The 21,272-nt window shown below is 62.3% G+C and carries 17 protein-coding genes and 1 tRNA gene; 15 read left to right on the top strand and 3 right to left on the bottom strand.

Translation table 11 applies throughout. The features are described 5' to 3' along the window. Positions 1-3 precede the first annotated feature (3 nt). From LZ518_RS04340 to LZ518_RS04330, 3 genes are read right to left on the bottom strand one after another with little or no spacing between them, the layout of a single operon-like run. Positions 4-900 carry an aspartate carbamoyltransferase catalytic subunit gene (locus LZ518_RS04340; protein ID WP_249914793.1) on the bottom strand — a complete coding sequence of 299 codons (897 nt, stop codon included), beginning with the start codon at positions 898-900 and terminating at the stop codon, positions 4-6. Between the two features lie 12 nt (positions 901-912). Beyond that, complete coding sequence (ruvX, locus tag LZ518_RS04335) at positions 913-1,386, bottom strand: Holliday junction resolvase RuvX (protein WP_249916498.1); 474 nt, start codon at positions 1,384-1,386, stop codon at positions 913-915. Continuing rightward, positions 1,383-2,516 (bottom strand): DUF3089 domain-containing protein, encoded by a 1,134-nt coding sequence (locus LZ518_RS04330; RefSeq protein WP_249914792.1) that lies wholly within the window; start codon positions 2,514-2,516, stop codon positions 1,383-1,385. The genes ruvX and LZ518_RS04330 overlap by 4 nt, the downstream gene beginning before the upstream one ends. Positions 2,517-2,635: 119 nt before the next feature. On the opposite strand from LZ518_RS04330, the gene LZ518_RS04325 reads away from it, so the two are divergent. The 15 genes from LZ518_RS04325 to LZ518_RS04250 all read left to right on the top strand — a co-directional run bounded on the left by LZ518_RS04325 (position 2,636) and on the right by LZ518_RS04250 (position 21,265). Next, positions 2,636-4,417, top strand: a complete 1,782-nt coding sequence (locus tag LZ518_RS04325) for a DUF4153 domain-containing protein (protein ID WP_249914791.1) — start codon at positions 2,636-2,638, stop codon at positions 4,415-4,417. Positions 4,418-4,456: 39 nt separating this feature from the next. Next, positions 4,457-4,744: an Asp-tRNA(Asn)/Glu-tRNA(Gln) amidotransferase subunit GatC gene (gene gatC / locus LZ518_RS04320; protein ID WP_249914790.1), complete on the top strand. Its 288-nt coding sequence runs from the start codon at positions 4,457-4,459 to the stop codon at positions 4,742-4,744. Then, positions 4,744-6,222 (top strand): Asp-tRNA(Asn)/Glu-tRNA(Gln) amidotransferase subunit GatA, encoded by a 1,479-nt coding sequence (gene gatA / locus LZ518_RS04315; RefSeq protein WP_249914789.1) that lies wholly within the window; start codon positions 4,744-4,746, stop codon positions 6,220-6,222. The genes gatC and gatA overlap by 1 nt, the downstream gene beginning before the upstream one ends. A gap of 88 nt (positions 6,223-6,310) precedes the next feature. Then, positions 6,311-7,786, top strand: a complete 1,476-nt coding sequence (gatB, locus tag LZ518_RS04310; RefSeq protein ID WP_249914788.1) for an Asp-tRNA(Asn)/Glu-tRNA(Gln) amidotransferase subunit GatB — start codon at positions 6,311-6,313, stop codon at positions 7,784-7,786. A 103-nt stretch (positions 7,787-7,889) separates the two neighbouring features. Further along, on the top strand, positions 7,890-9,533 hold the full coding sequence (locus LZ518_RS04305) for an alkaline phosphatase family protein (protein ID WP_249914787.1): 1,644 nt from the start codon (positions 7,890-7,892) through the stop codon (positions 9,531-9,533). 76 nt (positions 9,534-9,609) lie between these two features. Further along, positions 9,610-10,380 (top strand): hypothetical protein, encoded by a 771-nt coding sequence (locus LZ518_RS04300; protein ID WP_249914786.1) that lies wholly within the window; start codon positions 9,610-9,612, stop codon positions 10,378-10,380. Continuing rightward, positions 10,377-11,597: a M48 family metallopeptidase gene (locus LZ518_RS04295; RefSeq protein WP_249914785.1), complete on the top strand. Its 1,221-nt coding sequence runs from the start codon at positions 10,377-10,379 to the stop codon at positions 11,595-11,597. The genes LZ518_RS04300 and LZ518_RS04295 overlap by 4 nt, the downstream gene beginning before the upstream one ends. 11 nt (positions 11,598-11,608) lie before the next feature. After that, the gene (locus tag LZ518_RS04290) at positions 11,609-12,232 is read left to right on the top strand and encodes a hypothetical protein (RefSeq protein ID WP_249914784.1); all 624 of its coding nucleotides are present in this window, start codon (positions 11,609-11,611) and stop codon (positions 12,230-12,232) included. Positions 12,233-12,625: 393 nt separating this feature from the next. Continuing rightward, positions 12,626-12,710, top strand: a tRNA-Leu gene (locus LZ518_RS04285). A gap of 126 nt (positions 12,711-12,836) precedes the next feature. Next, positions 12,837-14,435, top strand: coding sequence for a trigger factor (tig, locus tag LZ518_RS04280; protein ID WP_249916497.1), 1,599 nt, complete (start codon positions 12,837-12,839; stop codon positions 14,433-14,435). Positions 14,436-14,527: 92 nt separating this feature from the next. After that, complete coding sequence (locus LZ518_RS04275; protein ID WP_249914783.1) at positions 14,528-15,463, top strand: glycosyltransferase family 2 protein; 936 nt, start codon at positions 14,528-14,530, stop codon at positions 15,461-15,463. Positions 15,464-15,572: 109 nt separating this feature from the next. Then, entirely contained in the window at positions 15,573-18,491 is a 2,919-nt protein-coding gene (locus LZ518_RS13385; RefSeq protein WP_283938154.1) for a TonB-dependent receptor, read from the top strand. A gap of 145 nt (positions 18,492-18,636) precedes the next feature. Continuing rightward, entirely contained in the window at positions 18,637-19,290 is a 654-nt protein-coding gene (locus LZ518_RS04260; RefSeq protein ID WP_249914782.1) for an ATP-dependent Clp protease proteolytic subunit, read from the top strand. Positions 19,291-19,474: 184 nt separating this feature from the next. After that, complete coding sequence (gene clpX, locus LZ518_RS04255; RefSeq protein WP_249914781.1) at positions 19,475-20,752, top strand: ATP-dependent Clp protease ATP-binding subunit ClpX; 1,278 nt, start codon at positions 19,475-19,477, stop codon at positions 20,750-20,752. Between the two features lie 3 nt (positions 20,753-20,755). Then, positions 20,756-21,265, top strand: a complete 510-nt coding sequence (locus LZ518_RS04250) for a hypothetical protein (protein ID WP_249914780.1) — start codon at positions 20,756-20,758, stop codon at positions 21,263-21,265. Positions 21,266-21,272: the final 7 nt, after the last annotated feature.

Below are 21,272 nucleotides of genomic sequence, written 5' to 3'. Positions count from 1 at the left end.
CTGCTAGCCAAGCCGTTCCGCGGTCAGGAGGTCGAGACAGGCCATCCTGACCGCTACACCCATTTCGACTTGCCGCACGATCAGCGAGCGGGTCGGATGGTCGGCCAGGGTTCCCTCTATTTCCACGCCGCGGTTGATCGGGCCGGGATGCATGATCACGGCATCCGGCGAGGTCCTGGAAAACCGTTCTTCGGTCAGCCCGAAACGGGCCAGATATTCGCCGGGTGCGTCGCCCAGCTCTTCTTCCAGCCGCTCGCGCTGTACCCGTAGCATTATCACCACGTCCGCTCCGTCGACCGCCTGGTCGATCCCGGTTCCGCCAAGATCGTTTGGCATCAACGATGGCGGCCCGGCGAACCGCAACCTGGCGCCCAGCCGCTCCAGCAACTTGGCGTTGGAGCGGGCGACGCGGCTGTGCTTCAAATCGCCGCAGATCGCGATCTTGAGCCCGTCGATCCTGCCGAAATGCTGGCGGACAGTTGCCGCATCGAGCAGGGCCTGCGTCGGATGCTCGCCGATCCCGTCGCCGGCATTGACCACCGGGCAATCCATGATTGCCGCGACGCTGGCCGGCGCGCCGCTCGTACCGTGCCGGATGACCAGGGCGTCGGGCCGCATCGCGTTCAATGTCCGTGCGGTATCCTCCAGCGTTTCGCCCTTCTTGATCGAGCTATGCTCGACCTGCATCGTCACGACCTGTGCGCCGAGCCGGTTGGCGGCGATCTCGAAACTCAGCAGGGTTCGCGTCGAATTTTCGAAGAAGGCGTTGACGATCGTCAGCCCGTCGAGCCGATGATCGTTGCGCCGCGGCTGGCGATTATAGGCGAACCAGCGCTCGCCCTCGTCGAGGATGGCCGTGATCTGGGCGTCGCTCAGATCGTCAATGGACAGAAGGTGCATTAAAATCGCGCCCTAGCGCGTAGTCGGGAGATTGACCAGCGCGTCGATCGCCCCTTGCAATATGTGCGCGGCCGCATGGGCGTCGACCTTCTCGGCGCGCTTGGCCCGGCTCATGTCCGCCTCGATCATCGCCCGTTCGACCGCGACCGTCGACCAGCGTTCGTCCCACAGCAGCATGGGAAGGGCGAGCGGCGCCAGGTTGCGGGCGAAGGCGCGGACCGATTGGGTGCGTGGAGAGTCGCTGCCGTCGAGGTTGAGCGGCAGGCCGATCACCAGACCGACGATGGCGTTCTTGGCGATGACAGCTTTGAGCTGTTCCAAGTCTGCGGTGAATTTGGTCCGCCGGATCGTTTCCCCCGGTGTCGCATAGCTCCAGCCCGCGTCGCAGGTGGCTAGCCCGATCGTCTTCGTGCCGACATCCAGCCCGAGCAGGCGCCCATGACCGGGCAAGGCGGCGGAGTAGTCAGCAGCGGATGTCGTGATCAATGCCATGCTATCGACCTACGGAAGGCGTCGCGTGCGATCGCGGCCCAGAACAGGGCATAGTCATAAACATGATAGTTGTTACCGGGCAGGACGTACGGCCCCATGGCGGGGATCGGCCCGTCGATGATGAGGAATCCATGATCGCAGCGGCTGCCGACCTGTCCGAGCGCCAGGCTGGCAGTGCTAAGGTCGGCGGTTGGCACGAGCGTTCCGGGATTTTCCGCGGGTAACGAGCTGCCGTCTTTCACGCCGCTCACTGGATTCACGCAGAGCATATCCTCGCGGTTGCGCGTGGCGCCGCTGAGACCGCGAGTTCCCACCCAGGCGTCGGTGACGAGCGACATATTGGCTGGCTCGCCAAAGCTCTGCCAACTCAACAGGCAGCCGGTTTCATCGGGCCGCGCGCAGGCGGAAAGTCCGGTTGCCGGCAGGTCCGCTACCACTCCAACCGGCCAACCGGCGACATAGGCGGCGATCAGCCGGCCCTTGATCTGCACCCTGCGGTCGGCAAGCAGCCGAAGCAGATGGAGCGAGCCCTGGCTGTGACCAGCGAGAATGATCGGGCCACTCGGATTCCGCCGCAGGAACTCGTCGAAGGCTGCCACGACATCGCCATATGCCAAGCCGAGCGCCTCGTCGGCATCCTCGCTCTTTAGCAGGAAGGCGCCGTAGGCAGCCTGGCGGTACTTCGGCGCCCAGACATCCGAGACGTCCGCAAATGCGCTTGCCTGACTTCGAACGAACAAGGTCGCCCGATCCTGGCTAGCCTTGTCGTCTAAAGGCGCGTTCCAGCGGTCTCGCTCGAGATAGGTCGTTGGATGAATGTAGAACGCCGCCGCCCTGACAGGCGGGGGCGTCTGGCCCATATAATGGTTCGGCGAATTTGTCGGACCGTTGAGATAGCGTTCAGGCGCCCAGGTCGCTGGATTGCCGGCGATATCCGGCCGCGCGATCCAGTATTCGACCTTGGAATAGTCCGGCCCGGCTCCCGCTTCCGTCGCCACAAAATGGCCCTGCGGCGTTGCGCTCTTGAGCAGCACATTCCCGCCCCATTGGTAGAGCGCGAACGCGCCCCCGACGAATATCAAGGTCAGGATGAAAATCAGCATCAGGAAGCGGCGGGCGCACATGGGGCGAAGCGGGTAGGGGAGCGCCCGGCAATTCGCAATTCAACAATTGCTCACCGCTTGCTCATTGCGGACGGAAACGGGGCCGCTAGGCTGCCTCTGACATTTTGGGGAGAGGGCATGTGGCAGAGCGTTTCGATAGCGAGGACCAGGACTGGCTGGCGCGGCCGTGGATCATGGCACTGGTTGGCGCGGTCGGCGGCCTGATCGTCCATCTGCTGACCGACCGGGCAAGTTACGGCGATCCGTTTCCCGTCTGGCGGCAGGCCGCGACCGCTTTCACCGTCATCGCCACGGTGAGTTTCCTATTGACGGTTGAGCTCCGCCGATGGACCTGGGCGATCGCTTTCGCGCTGGGGTGGGGCACGGTGATCGCGCTGGTCGGTTGGTTCACCGCCCAGTACAATCAGATCCCGGAAATCTTCGAATTCCCCTTTTTCTCCGGCATCCTCGCGGTGCTGATCGCGGCGCCGCTGTTCCAGACCATCCGCGACGAAGGCGCCTGGCGTTTCCCTTATGCGCGCCTCCACCGCCACGCCTGGACCGACGCAGTAATAGGCGCGGCAAGCCTGGCCTTCACCGGCATTACATTCTTGCTGGCATGGCTGATCGCCGGCCTGTTCGACGTGATCGGCATCGATGCGATCAAGGAGTTGCTCAAGAAGGAATGGTTCGACTGGATGCTGGCCGGCTTGGCGTTCGGCGGAGCGATCGGAATCCTGCGCGAGCGTGACGCGCTGGTCGCAACATTACAGAAGCTGGCAATGGTGATCCTGTCCGTCCTGGCGCCGGTACTGGCGGTGGCACTCGGCGCTTTCCTGGTCTCGCTTCCCTTCACGGGACTCAAGGGCCTGTGGGAGTCCGATATCCCGGCGACGCCGATGCTGCTCCTTTCCGGCGCCGGCGCGATCCTGCTGGCCAATGCGGTAATCGGCGATGGCAGGGAGGAGCGCAGCGGCAACATCTGGCTCCGCCGTGCCGCGCTGCTGCTGGTGGTTTGCGTCCTTCCGCTGGCATTCTTCGCCGGTCTTTCGATGGGGCAGCGGATCGGCCAATATGGCTGGACGCCGGAGCGCATCTGGGGCGCGATCGCGGTCGGCATTGCAATTGCTTATGGCGCCGCCGCCTGGTGGGCGGTGTTCAAGGGCCGCCTGGATTTCGACGATGCGCTGCGCCCGCTTCAAACCAAGCTGGCGATCGGTCTGTGCGGCCTGGCATTGTTCCTTGCGTTGCCGATCGTCGATTTCGGCGCGATCAGCGCCAACTCGCAGCTTGCCCGCCTGACGAGCGGCAAGGTCAAGGCCGAGGAGTTCGACTGGACCGCCATGGCGTTCGATTTCGGCAAGGCTGGCCGCAGACACCTCGACGCGATTGCGAAATCAGGACCCGTTGACCGGCGTAGGCTAGCCGACATCGCGCTTAAATCGGACAGTCGATGGGATTTGGCAGAAGAAAACATCGTTGCCGGACCAGAGCCGCAGGAATTGATCGTGACACCCAAGGGTGTCTCAGTCCCCGAAGAGCTTAGAGCCCAACTCCTTGGCGTGCCAGGGAATACCCAAGGGTTCTGTTCGTCGGGAGGCGCGTGCCGCGTCTTTTCGCAAGAAGGCGGGCGGAGTTTTATTGTTTTCATGGACGGTTGCGCCAACCTGTCGCCGGCGCAACGCAATGATCCGAAAAAGCGCTGCACTCGCTTGCCTGCGGTGTTCGAACAGGAAGGCAGTAAGTGGGTCAATGTCTATCTGCGCCGCTTCAAACCGGAACCACCGCTGAGCGATGCTGAGCAATTGGCCTCCCTGCAGCGCGAATCCGACGCGCTCGAACGGGGAGATGTGAAGGTCGCGCCGGTTAGCCAGCGTCGGCTGGTCGTCGGCGGCAAGCCTACAGGTGATATCTTCGAATAGGCGTTGAAGCGCCGCTAAGCCCCTGCTAGCCGCGCCCCCATGTCCGTAAATGCAGATCAGGTGCGGCACGTCGCCAAGCTCGCCCGCATCGCCATGAGCGATGCCGAGGTCGAAGCGATGGTGCCCGAATTCAACAATATCCTCGGCTGGGTCGAACAGCTGGGAGAGGTCGATACCAACGGCGTCGAACCGCTCACCGCGGTAATCGACAACCAGCTCCGGCTCCGCGACGACGTGGTCAACGACGGCGATTGCCGCGATGACGTGCTCAAGAACGCGCCGGATGCCCAGCACGGCTTCTTCGCCGTGCCGAAGGTGATCGAGTGATGAGCGAGCTCACCCTCAAGACGATCACCGAGCTGCGCGAAGGCTTTCGAGCCGGCGATTTTTCGGCGCGCGAGATCGCCGAGGCGTTCAACGCCGCGGTTGCCGCTGCGCGCAGTCTCAACGCTTTCACAGTCGAAACGCCTGAGCTGGCACTGGCGGCCGCAGACGCAGCAGACGCCGCCCGTGCATCCGGCGAGCTGAAACCGCTTTCCGGCATTCCACTCGGCATCAAGGATTTGTTCGCGACCAAGGGCGTTGACAGCACCGCGGGCTCGAAGATCCTCCAGCATTTCAAGCCGACCTACGAAAGCACCGTCTCGGGCAACCTCAAGGCGGCCGGCGCCGGCATGTTGGGCAAGCTCAACATGGACGAATTTGCAATGGGCTCGTCCAACGAAACCAGCGCCTATGGCCCGGTCATTTCGCCGTGGAAGCGCAACGACGGCGGCAACGCAGCGCTGACGCCGGGCGGCTCGTCGGGCGGTTCGGCGGCGGCGGTTGCCGCGGGAATCGCGCCAGGCGTCACCGGCACCGACACCGGCGGATCGATTCGTCAGCCTGCTGCATTCACCGGCATTTCGGGGATCAAGCCGACCTATGGCCGCTGCTCTCGCTGGGGAATCGTCGCCTTCGCCAGCTCGCTCGACCAGGCGGGGCCGATGGCTCGCACCGTGCGCGATTGTGCGATCATGCTTGAGGCGATGGCCGGCTTCGATGCCAAGGACGCAACGTCTCTCAACCTGCCGGTGCCGCAGTGGGAGGCCGGCCTTTCGGCCGACCTGCGCGGCAAGAAGGTCGGCATCCCGAAGGAATATCGCATCGACGGCGTTCCCGAAGAGATCAATGCCATCTGGGACCAGGGGATTGAGTGGCTCAAGGACGCTGGCGCCGAGGTTGTGCAGATCAGCCTGCCGCACACCAAATATGCGCTTCCGACCTACTACATCATCGCTCCGGCCGAGGCTTCGTCCAATCTCGCCCGCTACGACGGCGTTCGCTACGGCCTGCGTGAGATGGGGGTGAAGAGCCTCGACGACATGTATGCCGCGACGCGTGCTGATGGTTTTGGCGCGGAAGTAAAGCGGCGGATCATGATCGGCACCTATGTGCTGTCCGCAGGCTTCTACGATGCCTATTTCACCAAGGCGCAAAAGGTTCGCACCTTGATCAAGCGCGACTTTACCGAAGCGTTTAGGGATTGCGACTTCATCCTGACCCCGACCGCGCCCTCGGCGGCGTTCGGGCTTCAGGAGAAGATGAGCGATCCGCTGGCCATGTATCTGAACGACGTGTTCGCGGTTCCGGCCAGCCTCGCCGGCTTGCCGGCCATGTCGGTTCCCGGCGGACTCGACAGCCAGGGCCTGCCGCTGGGCATTCATTTGATCGGCCGCGAGATGGACGAACAGGGTGTGCTCAACGCCGGCCTCGCCATCGAGGAACGGGCAGGGTTCACGGCGAGGCCGAAGAAATGGTGGTGAAGCGCAACCTTCACCGTTCGTCCCGAGCGAAGTCGAGGGACGTTGGCAGGGCGTGTCTCGACTGCGCTCGACACGAACGGATTTTGTAATGGCAGATTTGAACGCACCATATCGCATCAAGGGCGAAACCGGCGATTGGGAGGTCGTGGTCGGCCTTGAGGTCCATGCCCAGGTCACGTCCAACGCCAAGCTTTTCTCCGGCGCAGCGACGGCGTTCGGGGCCGAGCCAAACAGCCAGGTGTCGCTGGTCGACGCAGCCATGCCCGGCATGCTGCCGGTCCCCAACCGGGAGTGCATCCGCCAGGCGGTGCGTACCGGAATGGCGCTGGACGCGGTGATCAACCGTTGGAGCCGCTTCGACCGCAAGAACTATTTCTACGCCGACCTGCCGCAGGGCTACCAGATTTCGCAGCTCTACCATCCACTGGTCGGGCCGGGCGAAGTCGAAATCCTGCTGGACGAGAAGGACGAGAACAGCGTCAAGCAGGTCGGCATCGAGCGCATCCATGTTGAACAGGATGCGGGCAAGCTGATGCACGATCAGCATCCGACCATGAGCTATGTCGACCTCAACCGCTCGGGCGTCGCGCTGATGGAGATCGTGTCGCGACCGGACATGAATTCTCCCGCCGAAGCAGGGGCCTATCTTCGGAAGCTCAGGGCAATTCTCCGCTATGTCGGCTCGTGCGACGGCAATATGGAAGAGGGTTCGATGCGCGCCGACGTCAATGTCAGCGTGCGCAAGCCCGGCGAGGAATTCGGCACCCGGACCGAAACCAAGAACGTCAACTCGGTTCGTTTCGTTATGGCGGTGATCGAACATGAGGCCCGCCGCCAGGTCGAGCTGATCGAGGGCGGCGGCACGGTCGCGCAGGAAACGCGGCTTTACGATCCCGACAAGAACGTCACCCGCTCGCTCCGCTCGAAGGAAGACGCGCACGACTACCGCTACTTCCCGGATCCTGACCTGCTGCCGCTCGAGCTCGACGATGCTTTCCTTGAGGAATGCCGCGCCTCGCTGCCCGAACTGCCCGACGCCAAGCGCAAGCGGTTCGAGGGGCTGGGGATCAGCGCCTATAACGCCTCGGTGCTGACCGCGGAGGTCGAGACGGCACGCTGGTTCGATGACCTGCTGACTGCAGGAGCAGAGCCCAAGCAGGGCGCCAACTGGACCGTCGCCGAGCTATTTGGTGCATTGAACCGCCGCGGCGAGACCATCTCGACCACCGGCATCTCGCCAGGGGAGGCCGCCGAACTGTTGAAGCTGGTCGCCGACGGTACGCTCAGCGGCACGCTCGGCAAGCAGGTGTTCGAGATCATGCTCGAAACCGGCGAGGCGCCGTCGAAGATTGTCGAGGAGCGGGGGCTAAAGCAGACCAGCGACACCGGCGCGATCGACGCGGAGATCGACAAGATCCTGGCCGCCAATGCCGACAAGGTCGAACAGTATAAGGCTGGCAAGGAGGCTTTGTTCGGTTTCTTCGTCGGCCAGACGATGAAGGCGATGGCTGGCAAGGCCAATCCGCAGGTGGTCAACGAGCGGCTGCGGGCGAAGCTCGGCTAATTCGTCACCATTTCGTCATCGCGAGAAGCAAAGCGACGAAGCGATCCAGTGGCGATGGCATGGCATGGATTGCTTCGCTACGCTCGAAATGTCGGGAGGTACGATGCGTTCAAAGATTTTCGCGGCAGTTGTGGCCACAGCGGTTGCGTCCACGGCCTGCGCTCAGACCATCGCCCAGCAGCCACAGACTGGTGCACCAAAGCTGATCGTCGCCATCTCCGTCGACCAATTTTCAGCTGATCTTTACGACGAATATCGACCGCATTTCACCGCCGGCTTGAAGCGACTGTCCTCGGGCGTGGCATTCCGCAACGGCTATCAGAGCCATAATGCAACCGAGACCTGCCCCGGTCATTCGACCATCCTGACCGGCAGCCATCCATCGCGCACCGGAATCATCGCTAATGGCTGGTACGACCTCAGCCAGGCGCGCAGCGACAAGAGCGTCTACTGCGTTGAGGACGAGCGCGTCCCCGGTAGCTCCTCGATCGCCTATACGGTCTCTCCCTATCACCTTCGCGTCCCGACGATGGGTGACCGATTGAAGGCCGTTTCGCCGACTAGCCGTAATGTCGCGGTTGCCGGCAAGGATCGCTCAGCCGTCATGATGGGTGGACGGGCGGTCGACCAACGCTGGTATTGGGACGGCAAGACCTTTTCGACCGATCTGAAGGGGGTGGCCACTCCGCGCTCGGTCACGGCGGGCAAGCTCGCAATCGCCAATGCGATAGCGCAGGACCGACCGCCGTTGGAATTGCCCGAATTTTGCCAGGGCAAGGCCAAGGATATTCCGATCGAAGGCTATGGGTCTCCAGTCGGCGCAAACAGCTTCGCCCGTAAGGCCGGCGACGTCCGCAGCTTCCGCGCAAGCCCCGAGTTTGACGGAGCAACGCTCGCTTTGGCCGCCGCGCTGATCGACGAGATGCAACTGGGCCATGGAACGGCTACCGATATCATCTCGATTGGCCTTTCAGGGACCGATATCATCGGCCACGGCTATGGCACCGAAGGCGCCGAAATGTGCCTGCAGCTTCTTTCGATCGACCGCGACCTTGGAGATTTTCTTCGGCTGCTGGACAGGAGGGGCATCGACTATTCGGTGATGCTGACGGCCGACCATGGCGGCCAGGACATTCCCGAGCGGCGGCGGCAGCAAGGAGTTGCTGATGCTGCCCGGGTCGATCCGAAGCTTACTGCCAAGGATGTCGGGGCGGCCGTCGGCACGCAACTTGGGCTCAAGGGACCCGTGCTCTACGGTGAGGGTTCGTTCGGTGACATGTACGTTGACCGGGCGCTTTCGCCGGGGGACCGGGCAAGGGCCATGTCGGCGGCTGTGGCAATGTTCCGTGCACATCCCCAGGTCGAGGCCGTATTCACGCATGAGCAGCTCGCCGCGACCCCGGTTCCAACCGAATCGCCGACCGGCTGGAGCCTGATTCAGCGCGCTCGTGCCAGCTTCGACGCCGAACGCTCGGGAGACTTCGTCGTGCTGCTGAAGCGCGATGTGAATGCCGCGACCCGAACACCTGGCTATGTCGCCACCCACGGCAGCCCGTGGGATTATGACCGGCGCGTGCCGATCCTGTTTTGGCGCCAGGGAATGCCCAGCCTTGCACTCGAATCGCCGGTCGAGACCACCGACATCCTTCCCACCCTGGCGGCGACCATCGGCCTTGCAATTCCGGCCGGCTCGATCGACGGGCATTGCCTCGTGGCCGTTGCGGGCGATCGGTGCACGCTCCGCTAACCATTTTAAATCACTTGCCTTTTTCTAACTGACTCGGCAGCGTTGAGTCTGCTGAACTGTGATCGGGGAGAGGGTCATGCGCCGTGTAGCCTTGGCGCTGTTGGGGTCGGTTGCGCTGGCGGGCTGCGTTTCAACCCGCCAATATGCCGATGTTGAATTTGCTCCACCGCACGGCGACTACAAGCTTCTCGTAATGCGGCCCGACGTCAGTGTCGGCTCGGTCACGACAGGCGGTCTGGTTGAGCCTCGGGCCGACTGGACCGAGGGCGCCAGGACCAAGCTGCTGGCCGCCTTGAAGGCGCAGCAGGCTGCCCGCGGCGGCAATGTGCTGATCATGGAGAAGCGCAATTCGCTCCCCGGGGTTGATCCGGAAACCATCGCCGAGCTTGAGCGCCTGCACTATGCGGTCGGCAGCTCGATCGCGCTCCACAAATATGGCGGGGCCTATCTGCCGACCAAGCGGGGCAAGGGCCTCGACTGGACGTTGGGTGAGGACGCCATCGCGCTCGGACGGCATACCGGTTATGACTATGCGCTGTTCCTTCACGCTGAGGATAGCTTCGCTTCGACCGGTCGTGTCGCGCTGCAGGTGCTGGGCATCGCCGGATGCGCTGTTGGATTTTGCGCTCCCACGATCGGCGGCGCTGGCCAGTTCGCCTACGCCAGCCTGGTCGACCTTCGCACCGGCGAAGTCGTGTGGTTCAACGTCGTTCAGGCAGGCAGCCAGATTGCCGGTATCAAGATGGGCGACATCCGCACGGACGAGGGCGCGGCGCAAATGGTCGACCGATTGCTCGACCGAATGAAGCCTGGCCGCAACGTGCAGCATCGGGAAAGGCAGCCATGAGCTGGTCGCGCCGGGCTGTCCTCGCCGCTGGCGGTTCGCTGGCTGCTGCCTCCTCGATCGGTATGGCCGACGCGCGAATCCTGCCCAAGGACATGGTGCCGCTAATCGGCCCCGGATACCGCGCCATCGACGAAGATGAAAAAGGCATGTGGCAGCTGATGGAGCGGGTCGAGGAGGAGGTCTCCGGCTCCAACCTGCTGATCAAGGACCCGGCACTAACGGCTTATCTGGGTGATCTCATCGGCCACGTCGGCGGACCGGCCGCCAAGGATATGCGGATCTACCTGGCTCGAATCCCGGAATTCAACGCCATGATGTTTCCGACGGGATTCGCCGTGGTATTTTCAGGCTTGCTCTTGCGGATGCGCAACGAGGCGCAGCTGGCGGGGGTAGTCGCGCACGAAAGCGCCCACTTCCTGCGCAAGCACCAACTGCGACAATGGCGTGACATTCGTCGCAAGACCGACATTTTTTCGTTCCTGGCGATGGGCGCCGGCGTCGCCGGCGGCGCCGCGGGCATATACGCCGGCGACCTGGTGCAGCTGGCCCAACTCGGCACCATCCTGTCGCTGCTGAAATATAGCCGCACCATGGAAGCCGAAGCCGACGCCATGGGCGTCCGGCTGCTGGCCGAGGCAGGCTACGACCCAATGGCGATGAGCGAGACCTGGGACCAGCTGATCGGCGAGCTCGATCTCTCCGCGAAATATCGCCGCAAGAAGCGCAGTCGGGATTTTTCGCTCTTTTCGACGCACCCCTCACCGGAATCGCGGATGGCCGACCTCAAGATTTCGGCGGCCGAAATGACCCAGCCGGGACGAAGCTACGACGGCTATCGTCAACGTTACCTGCAGGCCCTGGCCAATATCCGGCCAACACTGCTGGACGACCAGATTAAGCTCAACGACCCGGGCGCAAGCCAATATGTCGTCAACACATTGGCCAAGGATGGCTGGACCGGCCTGCTCCGCTTTTACGAAGGGGAGATTTGGCGGCTGCGTAACAGCCAAAAGATGGGCGATGAGGCGCGGGCGGCCCAAGGCTACGCGTCCGCAGTCCTTTATCCTGATGCGCCACCCGACGCCTGGCGTTGGCATGGCATCATGCTGCTCAAGAGCGGCCACAGGGCAGAGGCCAATGCCGCCTTTGCTCGATACCTGCAGCTGGCCCCAGGAGCGCCCGATGCGGCGCTGGTTCGCCAGATGATGACCGGTTGAGGAGAATAGGCATGTCTCGTTGCATTGGGCTTTTCCTGGCCACCTGCGCTCTGGCTCTGGCGGCATGCAGCTCGGTCGGAGGCGGAGGGTTCGGTTCGGGCGGCTATTCGCTGGTCCGCGTCACGGAAGTGCGCGTTGGCGACAATAGTCTTGCCGTGACGCCGCCGCGTGAATGGAACAAGATTTCGGGCAGTCTCTTTACCGATATCAGAACCGTCGAGGACTGGACGCAGAACGGCCCATACCTCGACGGGATCAGCTTCGTTACTGGCCTGAAGGACGGGAAAGCGCTGGTTTATCAGCGTAGCCGGGATGACCGGCAGGTCCCCAAGTTCCGAGCCAATATGACCCCGCCGGAAATTGCGGCGATCATCGAAAGCCTTTTTCGTGTGCGCGGCGGAGCGGTCGACTTCACAACCACCGCTCTCGCGCCCAGGCCTTTCCTCGGCGCCAGCGGCTTTCAGTTTGATTATGAACATCTCGACAGCGATGAGGTTCGGCGCAAGGGCCGCGCCGTCGGTGCGGTGATCGACGGCAAGCTGTACCTGATCCTCCTAGATGCAGCGCGATCGCATTATTACAACGCCTCGCTCCCTGACTTTGAAGCGATCGTCAATTCGGCGCGGCGCGTTTAGCCGGCAACGGGATCGGGCGCGGGTGGGGGCTCGGGTTCGCCAGGAAGTGGCGGAACATGTCCCGGCTCGTCAGCCGGTGGCGGTTCGCCCGGCCGAGGCGGCCGGCTAGCCACTTGCTGCGCCCAATGGCTGCGCGCCCGGTGCCGGAATATCGATGTCGGGAGGCGGTGGCGGCGCCTCCAAGGGTGGCGTTGTCGGCTGGGCCGGCTGACTCGGCGTCGCCGGTACGGGCGCGGGAGTTTCAGGCGGCGGGTTGGCCGGGTTGGGGACATCCTGCATGGAATGCTACTCCTTTGAATGAGATAACCCGGTTGGGACGATGCAGTTGCACGCCGCGTTGCTCTTGCCCCGGCGCTTATCCTTGCTATAGGCCGCGCACTTTCAGGCGTCCGCGCGGGCGTGGCGGAATTGGTAGACGCGCTGGATTTAGGTTCCAGTATCGCAAGATGTGGGGGTTCGAGTCCCTTCGCCCGCACCATTCCGCCACGCAGCCCGTCCGGGGGATGGGCGAGTAGCGGAATCGTTGCGCAGTCCATCCGGGGATGGGCGAGCAGCGGGATCGCCGCGCAGACAGAGATTGATGAACAGGAATACGGCCGTGACCATGAAAACCGTCGAGACGGAAAATAAAGGCCTGACGCGGGCCTATAAGCTGACCATTCCCGCCAAGGATATCGACGCCCGCGTCGATGGCGAGATCAAGCGCATCGCGCCCACCGTGCGCATGCCCGGCTTCCGCCCCGGAAAGGTTCCGCCGAACCTGATCCGCAAGATGCACGGCGAAGCGCTGATGCGTGATGCGCTCAACACCGCGGTCCAGGACAGCGTCCAGAAGCTTCTCAGCGACAAGAAGCTTCGCCCGGCGACGCAGCCGGAGGTCGAGCTCGACCAGGGGTACGAGACCGGCAAGGATGCCGAAGTCAGCGTCCGGCTCGAAACACTGCCTGACGTACCGGCGCCGAAGATCGACGACCTCAAGCTCGAACGCTTCAACGTCGAGGTCGACGAGAAGGCTGTTGACGACCAGCTCGACCAGCTTGCGAAGTCGCAAACCCGCTTCGACGACGCCAAGAAGGGCCACAAGGCCGCCAACGGCGACCAGGTGGTGATCGATTTCGTCGGTAAGGTCGATGGTACCGCTTTTGAAGGTGGTACCGGCGAAGGCATGGCCGTTGTTCTTGGTTCCGGCCAGCTTATCCCCGGCTTCGAGGATCAGATGGTGGGCCTCAAGGTTGGTGACGAGAAGCAGCTCAACGTGACCTTTCCGGCCGACTATCAGGCCGAGAATCTCAAGGGGCAGGCGGCAACATTCGACGTCAAGGTGACTGCGGTGAAGACCGCCGGCGAGACCAAGCTCGACGACGACTTCGCGAAGCAGCTTGGCCTCAATGACCTTGATCAGCTGAAGGGCCTGCTGCGCGACCAGCAGCGGCAGGAGCTGAATGGTCTGACGCGTACGCATATGAAGCGCCGGCTGCTCGACCAGCTGGCCGCGACCCATGATTTCGACGTGCCCCCATCGATGGTAGAAGCAGAATTTGAGAACATCATGGCCCAGCTGCGCCATGAGGCGAGCCACGAAGCCGAACCCGATGCCGCGCTCAAGGAAGTCGAAAGCGACGCAGAGGAATATCGAAAGATCGCTGTTCGCCGCGTCCGCCTTGGCCTTCTGCTGAGCGAAATCGGCGCCGCCAACGGCATTGAGGTCAGCCAACAGGAAATGAACCGGCTGATCGGGCAAGCCGCGGCCCAGTATCAGCCGAAGGATCGCGACGCCTTCGTCCGCTACATCCAGCAGAACGCGATGGCTGCCGCCCAGCTGCGCGCTCCGCTGTACGAGGACAAGGTCGTGGATTTCCTCTTCTCCAAGGCGGATATCAGCGACCTGACCGTTGCTCGCGATATCCTCGAGCATGATCTTGAGAGCGAGGAGGGCCACGTCCATGGCCCAGGCTGCGGTCATGACCACGGTGCGGCGAAGCCCGCGAAAAAGGCGGCCGCCAAAAAGCCTGCCGCCAAAAAGCCTGCCGCCAAAAAGGAGGCAGCTCCGGCCAAAACCGAAAAGCCGGCTGCCAAGAAGGCAGAGCCGAAGAAGGCCGAAGCCAAGCCAGCCGCCAAGAAGACAGAGCCGAAGAAGGCAGAAGCCAAGGCTGCCGCAGCCAAGCCGGCCGCCGCTAAAAAGCCGGCGCCGAAGAAGAAATAATCGTCATTCCCGCGGAAGCGGGAACCCAGTAAGAATCTTTCGCCAGGCTAGGTCCCCGCTTTCGCGGGGATGACGAAAAGGGGGGGGGCGTCTTGGACAGTTTGCGGATTGCCGTCATCCTGCCCTGCTACAATGAGGAAGCAGCGATTGCCGAGACGATCGCCGGCTTTCGCGCTGCCCTGCCTGCGGCAAAGATTTACGTTTACGACAATAACAGCCGGGACCGGACCGCGGAGATTGCCCGCCAATCCGGCGCGACTGTCTGCACCGAACGTCAGCAGGGCAAGGGGCACGTGGTCCGCCGGATGTTCGCCGATGTCGATGCCGATATCTATGTGATGGCCGACGGCGACCTGACCTACGACCCCAAGGCGGCCCCCGAAATGGTCCGGATGTTGATCGAAGAGCAGTTCGACATGGTTGTCGGCATTCGCCAGCACGAGGCGGCGGAAGCCTATCGCGGCGGTCATGTCATCGGCAACAAGCTGTTCACTGGCCTGCTGGCCAGACTGTTCGGACGCAGCTTCACCGACATTTTTTCGGGCTACCGCGTCTTCTCGAGGCGCTTTGTCAAAAGTTTCCCGGTGCTCTCGGCCGGTTTTGAGATTGAGACGGAGATGAGCGTCCACGCGCTTGAACTGCGCATGCCGATTGGCGAACTGGCGACGGCTTATGGCGCTCGACCGGAAGGCTCGTCATCGAAGCTTTCCACCTACAGAGATGGCTGGCGGATCTTGAGGACCATCGGCACGCTATACCGGATTGAGCGGCCGGTACTGTTTTACGGCGGGCTTGGTGCGTTGCTGGTGATCGCCGCGGTCATCCTCGCGATTCCGCTTGTCCTGACCTACCTCGACACCGGCCTCGTGCCTCGCTTCCCGACCGCGATCCTGGCGACCGGCATGGTTATCATTGCCGTATTGAGCTTCTTCGCCGGCCTGATCCTCGATACCGTGACACGGGGCCGGCGGGAGATGCGCCGCCTCGCTTACCTGGCCCATCCGGCGCCTGTTGTGGCCGAAAGGTAACAGTTTCTCCCTAATATTCTGGGTATCTGTTCGGCATACTGACTTGTTTGTTACTCTCCCGTTGCGGCGAAAAACCTTAACCGGTTTTCGTTAAACAGGGAGATAATTGATGGGCCGTTCTCAGGTAGCGCTTCGGGCAGGGGCTGGATTGCTCGCTTTGGTGATTGGCAGCGCCGCTGCCGCTCAAAGTAACGTCCCTCCACCCGACGCAGCTGAAGCTCCGGCCAGTGCAGCCGAGCCAACCAGCGGCGGCGAGATCGTCGTCACCGGATCGCGCATTCGCCGTGACCCCTTGAGCCAGGATGCACCGATTGTCTTCGTCGACCAGGCTGACATTGCCAAAACCGGCCTAAACTCGGTCAATGACGTGCTGCAGCGCCTGCCCAGCTCCGGCGGCGGCCTCAACAGCAAGTTCAACAACTCGGGCAACCTCGGCAACCCGCCCGACGGCGGCGGCGTCGGCGCCGGTTCCGCGGAAGTCGACCTTCGCTATCTCGGGTCGCGCCGTGTCCTCGTGCTGGTCGACGGCCTGCGTTACGTAAACGGCGCATCGGCATCGGGCGTCCCTGGCTCGACCGACCTCAACTCCATTCCCGACAGCATGATCGAGCGGATCGAAGTGCTTCAGGACGGCGCCTCGTCGATCTATGGGTCGGACGCGATCGCCGGCGTGGTCAACATCATCACCAAGAAGAAGCAGAAGGGCCTTCAGGCCGTCGCCCAGCTCGGCGGCTATGACCAAGGCGACGGCTTCACCCAAAATTACCAGATCAGCTGGGGAAATGGCGGCGATGGCCCGACGCAGTTCGTCGTCGGCGGCAACTTCGTGAAGCAAGGTGGAGTGAAATCCCGCGACCGGGACATCTCGGCATTTCCGAGTCCTTATGCCACCAGTTGCGCTGAAGGCGGCTGCTCGGGGACTGCCTTGTTCGGACAGTTCCGACCGTTCGGTGTCCTGGCCCCGGCGGACGATCCGCTGACTGAGGACGTCAACGAGAATCAGCCAATCCTTGCACTCCGCGACGTAGTCTTAGGGCGCCCGGTCTATAATCCGGCAAATCCGTTCGACCCTGCCAGCGACTACAAGCAGTTTGATTTCAATACCGACAGCTTCAACTTCGCGCCCTACAATTTCATCCAGACGCCGCTGAAGCGCTACGGACTGTTCGCCAACGTGCGCCAGGAGCTGGGCGAGAACATCAATTTCTCCGCCAAAGCACTCTGGAACAAGCGCCAGTCGAAAAACCAGGCAGCGCCGCTCCCGTTGCTGGTCGGACAGGCCGCCGGCAACCACAACTTGCTCGACACGATCGAGATCGACGCAGACAACCCCTACAATCCATTCCTGGTCGACCTGGACGATACCAACTACGTCATGTTCCGCCGCCGCGTGATCGAGCTTGGGCCGCGCAGGTATGACCAGACGGTCAAGACGGTCTACGGGGTCGCCACCCTGGACGGTAATTTCAATGCCGCCGGTCACGAATGGTATTGGGACGTCAACGCAAGCTACGGCCGCAACAAGGCCAAGCAGGTCATGCATGGCAACATCAACGCCAATAATCTGAGGATTGCCCTTGGGGATCCCGCCGACTGCGCTCTGGTGGAAGGCTGTGTGCCGTTCAACCTGTTCGGCGGTCCGGGAACGATCACGCAGGATATGCTTGACTTTGTCAGCTTCGTCCAACGTGACTCTAGTGAGCAGAAATCGCTCGATTTCACCGCCAACATCTCGGGCGCGCTGTTCGAATTGCCGGGAGGACCGCTCGGTGTTGCGGCCGGCCTCGAATATCGTGAGCAGAAGGGGCGGTTCGACCCCGATCCGGTCGTAGCGGCCGGCTTCAGTTCCGACATTCCGGCTCAGCCGACCAAGGGCAAGTACAACGTCAAGGAAGCTTACGCCGAAATCAACGCGCCGCTGCTGGCCGACCGGCCGGGCGCCGAACTGCTGGAGCTGACTGGCGCGGTGCGTTACTCCGACTATTCGACGTCGGGGTCGACCACGACGTTCAAGGCCGGTGCAAACTGGAAGCCGATCCCGGATCTCCGGCTACGTGTGAACTGGGCCGAAGGCTTCCGGGCACCGTCAATCGGCGAGCTATTCGGTACCTTCTCCCGATTTGATTCGGCGTTCGACGATCCTTGTTCGACGAACAGCGCACTGGATCGGAGCGTTGCGAATGGTGATCTCGACGTCATTGCCAACTGCACGTTGCAGGGCGGTATTGGTGCAACGACCCGTCCTGACGATCAGCTGTCGGTCATCACCGGCGGCAATGAGGATCTGAAGCCGGAAACTTCGAAGAGCTGGGTGATTGGCGGGGTTTACAGTCCGTCGTACATTCCGCGTCTGTCGCTTGAGGTAAACTGGTACAACATCAAGATCCAGGACGCGATTCAGGCATTCCCGGCGCAATTGACGGTAACCAACTGCGTCTACAACAATGATGCCTCCGCTTGCGACCGCATCACGCGATCCGGGGCTAGCGGCGATATCACCGGGATCGACAGCGTGTTGGAGAACCTCTCGGGCATTGAGACCAAGGGCTTTGACGCAAACCTGGTTTACCGAACGGATGAGACCGGTTTCGGACGCTTCGGCTTCACCTGGAACAACACCTTCCTGACCAACTATGACGTCATCGTTCCGACGGCGGATGGGGATCAGGTGGTAAGTCGCGAAGGTACCGAAGTTGGAAGCCCGTCGCAGGCATTCCCGAAGTGGAAGTCGATCGGCGTCCTCGATTGGGACATGAAGAACTTCGGAGCCTCGCTTACCGGCCGCTACATCAAGAGCGTCCGTGAGACCAACGCCGACAACAAGATCAAGTCGATGTTCTACACTGATCTCCAGCTGCGCTGGCAGTCGCCGGACTTCGCCGACAATTTCGGCTTCGCACTCGGCGTCAACAACCTGTTCGACGTCAAGGCCCCGGCTTGCTTCGGCTGCGACGTGAACGGGTTCGACCCGACGACTTACGACGTTCCGGGGCGTTACCTCTACGCCCGGGCGACCGTGAAGATGTAAGGCGGCTCTACAGGACCGCCAAACGGGGGAGGGCGGCCGGCCATGCGTCGGTCGCCCTTTCGCTTGTTTGGAGAAAGGTCCGGCTTGAACATTGGCGCGAACCTGCCGATGTAGGTGCCAAGCAAATCAAGGACCCGCATTTCCCATGGACCATCAAGATATTGTTTCCGGCCTCGTCCCCATCGTCATCGAGCAATCGAACAGGGGAGAGCGCAGCTTCGACATTTATTCCAGGCTGCTGAGGGAGCGGATCGTCTTCATCACCGGGCCGATCGAGGACCATATGGCCTCGCTGATCACCGCCCAGCTGCTCTTCCTCGAGTCCGAGAACCCGAAGAAGGACGTCTTCATGTACATCAATTCGCCGGGCGGCGTGGTGACCGCTGGCCTCGCGATCCACGATACCATGCAATATATCCGGCCCAAGATCGGCACGGTGTGCATTGGCCAGGCGGCATCGATGGGAAGTTTCCTTCTGGCCGCCGGTGAGCCCGGAATGCGGGTTGCCCTGACCAACAGCCGGATCATGGTCCATCAGCCGTCTGGCGGCGCCCAGGGCATGGCTTCCGATATCGAGATCCAGGCCCGCGAAATCCTGCGCATGCGGACCCGGCTCAACACGCTCTATGCCAAATATACCGGGCAATCGATCGAAGCGATCGAAGCCGCAATGGACCGCGACAAGTTCCTCGAGGCCGACGAGGCCAAGGAATTCGGTCTGATCGACGAGGTGTTCGACCGCCGGCCCGATATTGGTGAAGGCGACAGCAGCGGGGCGGCGGATATCACGCCAGCATAAGGGCGCCATTGTCCAGCAGAGTCCGGTACGCCCTTGCCCGGTTGGGGTAGACGTTCCATATTTGGGACAGGCACTTGGACCGGGAACGGACGTTAACCCATCTGCCATTTTGATTATGCGATAATCCGGTTTAGCATGACCGGTGGCCGCTTTGCGCGGCTTGTAATGAAGACAAGGGACCTGAATGACCAAGCTTTCCGGCGGCGGCGACAGCAAGAGCACGCTTTACTGCAGCTTCTGCGGTAAGTCGCAGCATGAGGTCCGCAAGCTGATCGCGGGCCCAACCGTCTTCATCTGCGACGAATGCGTCGAACTGTGCAACGACATCATCCGCGAAGAGACCAAGTCCGCCTTGGTCAAGACTCGCGATGGCGTTCCAACCCCTTCAGAAATCTACAAGGTGCTCGACGACTATGTGATCGGGCAGCAGCGCGCCAAGCGCGTCCTGTCGGTCGCGGTCCATAATCATTACAAGCGGCTGGCCCACGGCTCCAAGACCGGGACCGATGTTGAGCTGGCCAAGTCAAATATCCTCCTGATCGGCCCGACCGGCTGCGGCAAGACGCTGCTGGCCCAGACATTGGCGCGAATCCTGGACGTGCCGTTCACGATGGCCGATGCGACCACGCTGACCGAGGCCGGCTATGTCGGCGAGGATGTCGAGAATATCATCCTGAAGCTGCTCCAGGCTTCCGACTATAATGTCGAGAAGGCGCAGCGCGGCATCGTATACATCGACGAAATCGACAAGATTTCGCGCAAGTCCGATAACCCGTCGATCACTAGGGACGTGTCGGGCGAGGGCGTCCAGCAGGCGCTGCTGAAGCTGATGGAAGGCACTACGGCCTCCGTCCCGCCGCAGGGCGGGCGCAAGCATCCGCAGCAGGAATTCCTGCAGGTCGACACGACCAACATATTGTTCATTTGCGGCGGTGCCTTTGCCGGGCTCGACAAGATCATTGGCGACCGGCTCCAGGGCAAGTCGATCGGCTTCGGCGCCCATGTCGCCGCGCCGGAAGATCGCCGCCAGGGCGAGCTGCTGAAGGCGACCGAGCCCGAGGATTTGCTCAAGTTCGGCCTCATCCCCGAGTTCATCGGCCGCCTGCCGGTGATCGCCACGCTTGAGGACCTCGACGAGGAAGCGCTGGTCAAGATCCTGGTCGAACCGAAGAACGCGCTGGTGAAGCAGTATCAGAAGCTGTTCGACATGGAGGATGTCGAACTCGGCTTCTCCGACGAGGCGCTGCACGCGGTCGCCAAGAAGGCGATCGAGCGCAAGACCGGCGCCCGCGGCCTTCGCTCGATCCTCGAAGGCATCCTGCTCGATACGATGTTCGACCTGCCGTCGATGGAAGGCGTCGACGAGGTGCATGTCGACAAGGATGTCGTCGCCGGCACCAAGGATCCCGTGCGGGTCTATGCCAAGAAGGAAAAGACCGCTTCCTCGGGCGACGCGGCCTAATCCGTGGCGACGGTCCCGCAGCCCGCCCGGCTGCTTGACGACAGCTTCCTGAAATTCCTTCCGGCACCGCTGCGCGAGCCGCGGCGGGCATGGCTCGCCATCCTGATCGGCGCGGCCATGACGATTGCCGGCAGCCTGGCGCTGGCAGTCGCCTCGAAAGCTATTGCGCCAAACCTGCCGACTCCAGCCTTCCCGATCAAAGGACCGCTCGCGTTATTCCTGCTGGTCGTTTTCGCGCCGGTGCTCGAAACCCTGATCATGGCAGGGTTCCTGACCCTGTTCCTGCGCTTCCTACCTCCGGCGAGCGCTATCCTGTTGAGCGCCGCAGGTTGGGGCATTGCCCATTCGCTCGAGGCACTGGGCTGGGGCCTGGTCATTTGGTGGCCGTTCCTCATCTTCTCGACCCTGTTCGTGGTCTGGCGGCAGCGCGGCTTTTGGGCTGGTGTCGGAGTAGCTGCTGCGACACATGCACTCCAAAATCTCGGTCCAGGACTTAAGGTCGCGTTCGGCTAGGCGTTGC

The sequence above is a fragment of the Sphingomonas brevis genome (assembly GCF_023516505.1).
In the GTDB taxonomy this organism is placed as follows: Bacteria; Pseudomonadota; Alphaproteobacteria; order Sphingomonadales; family Sphingomonadaceae; genus Sphingomicrobium; species Sphingomicrobium breve.
This window is presented reverse-complemented; position numbering and strand designations above follow the sequence as displayed.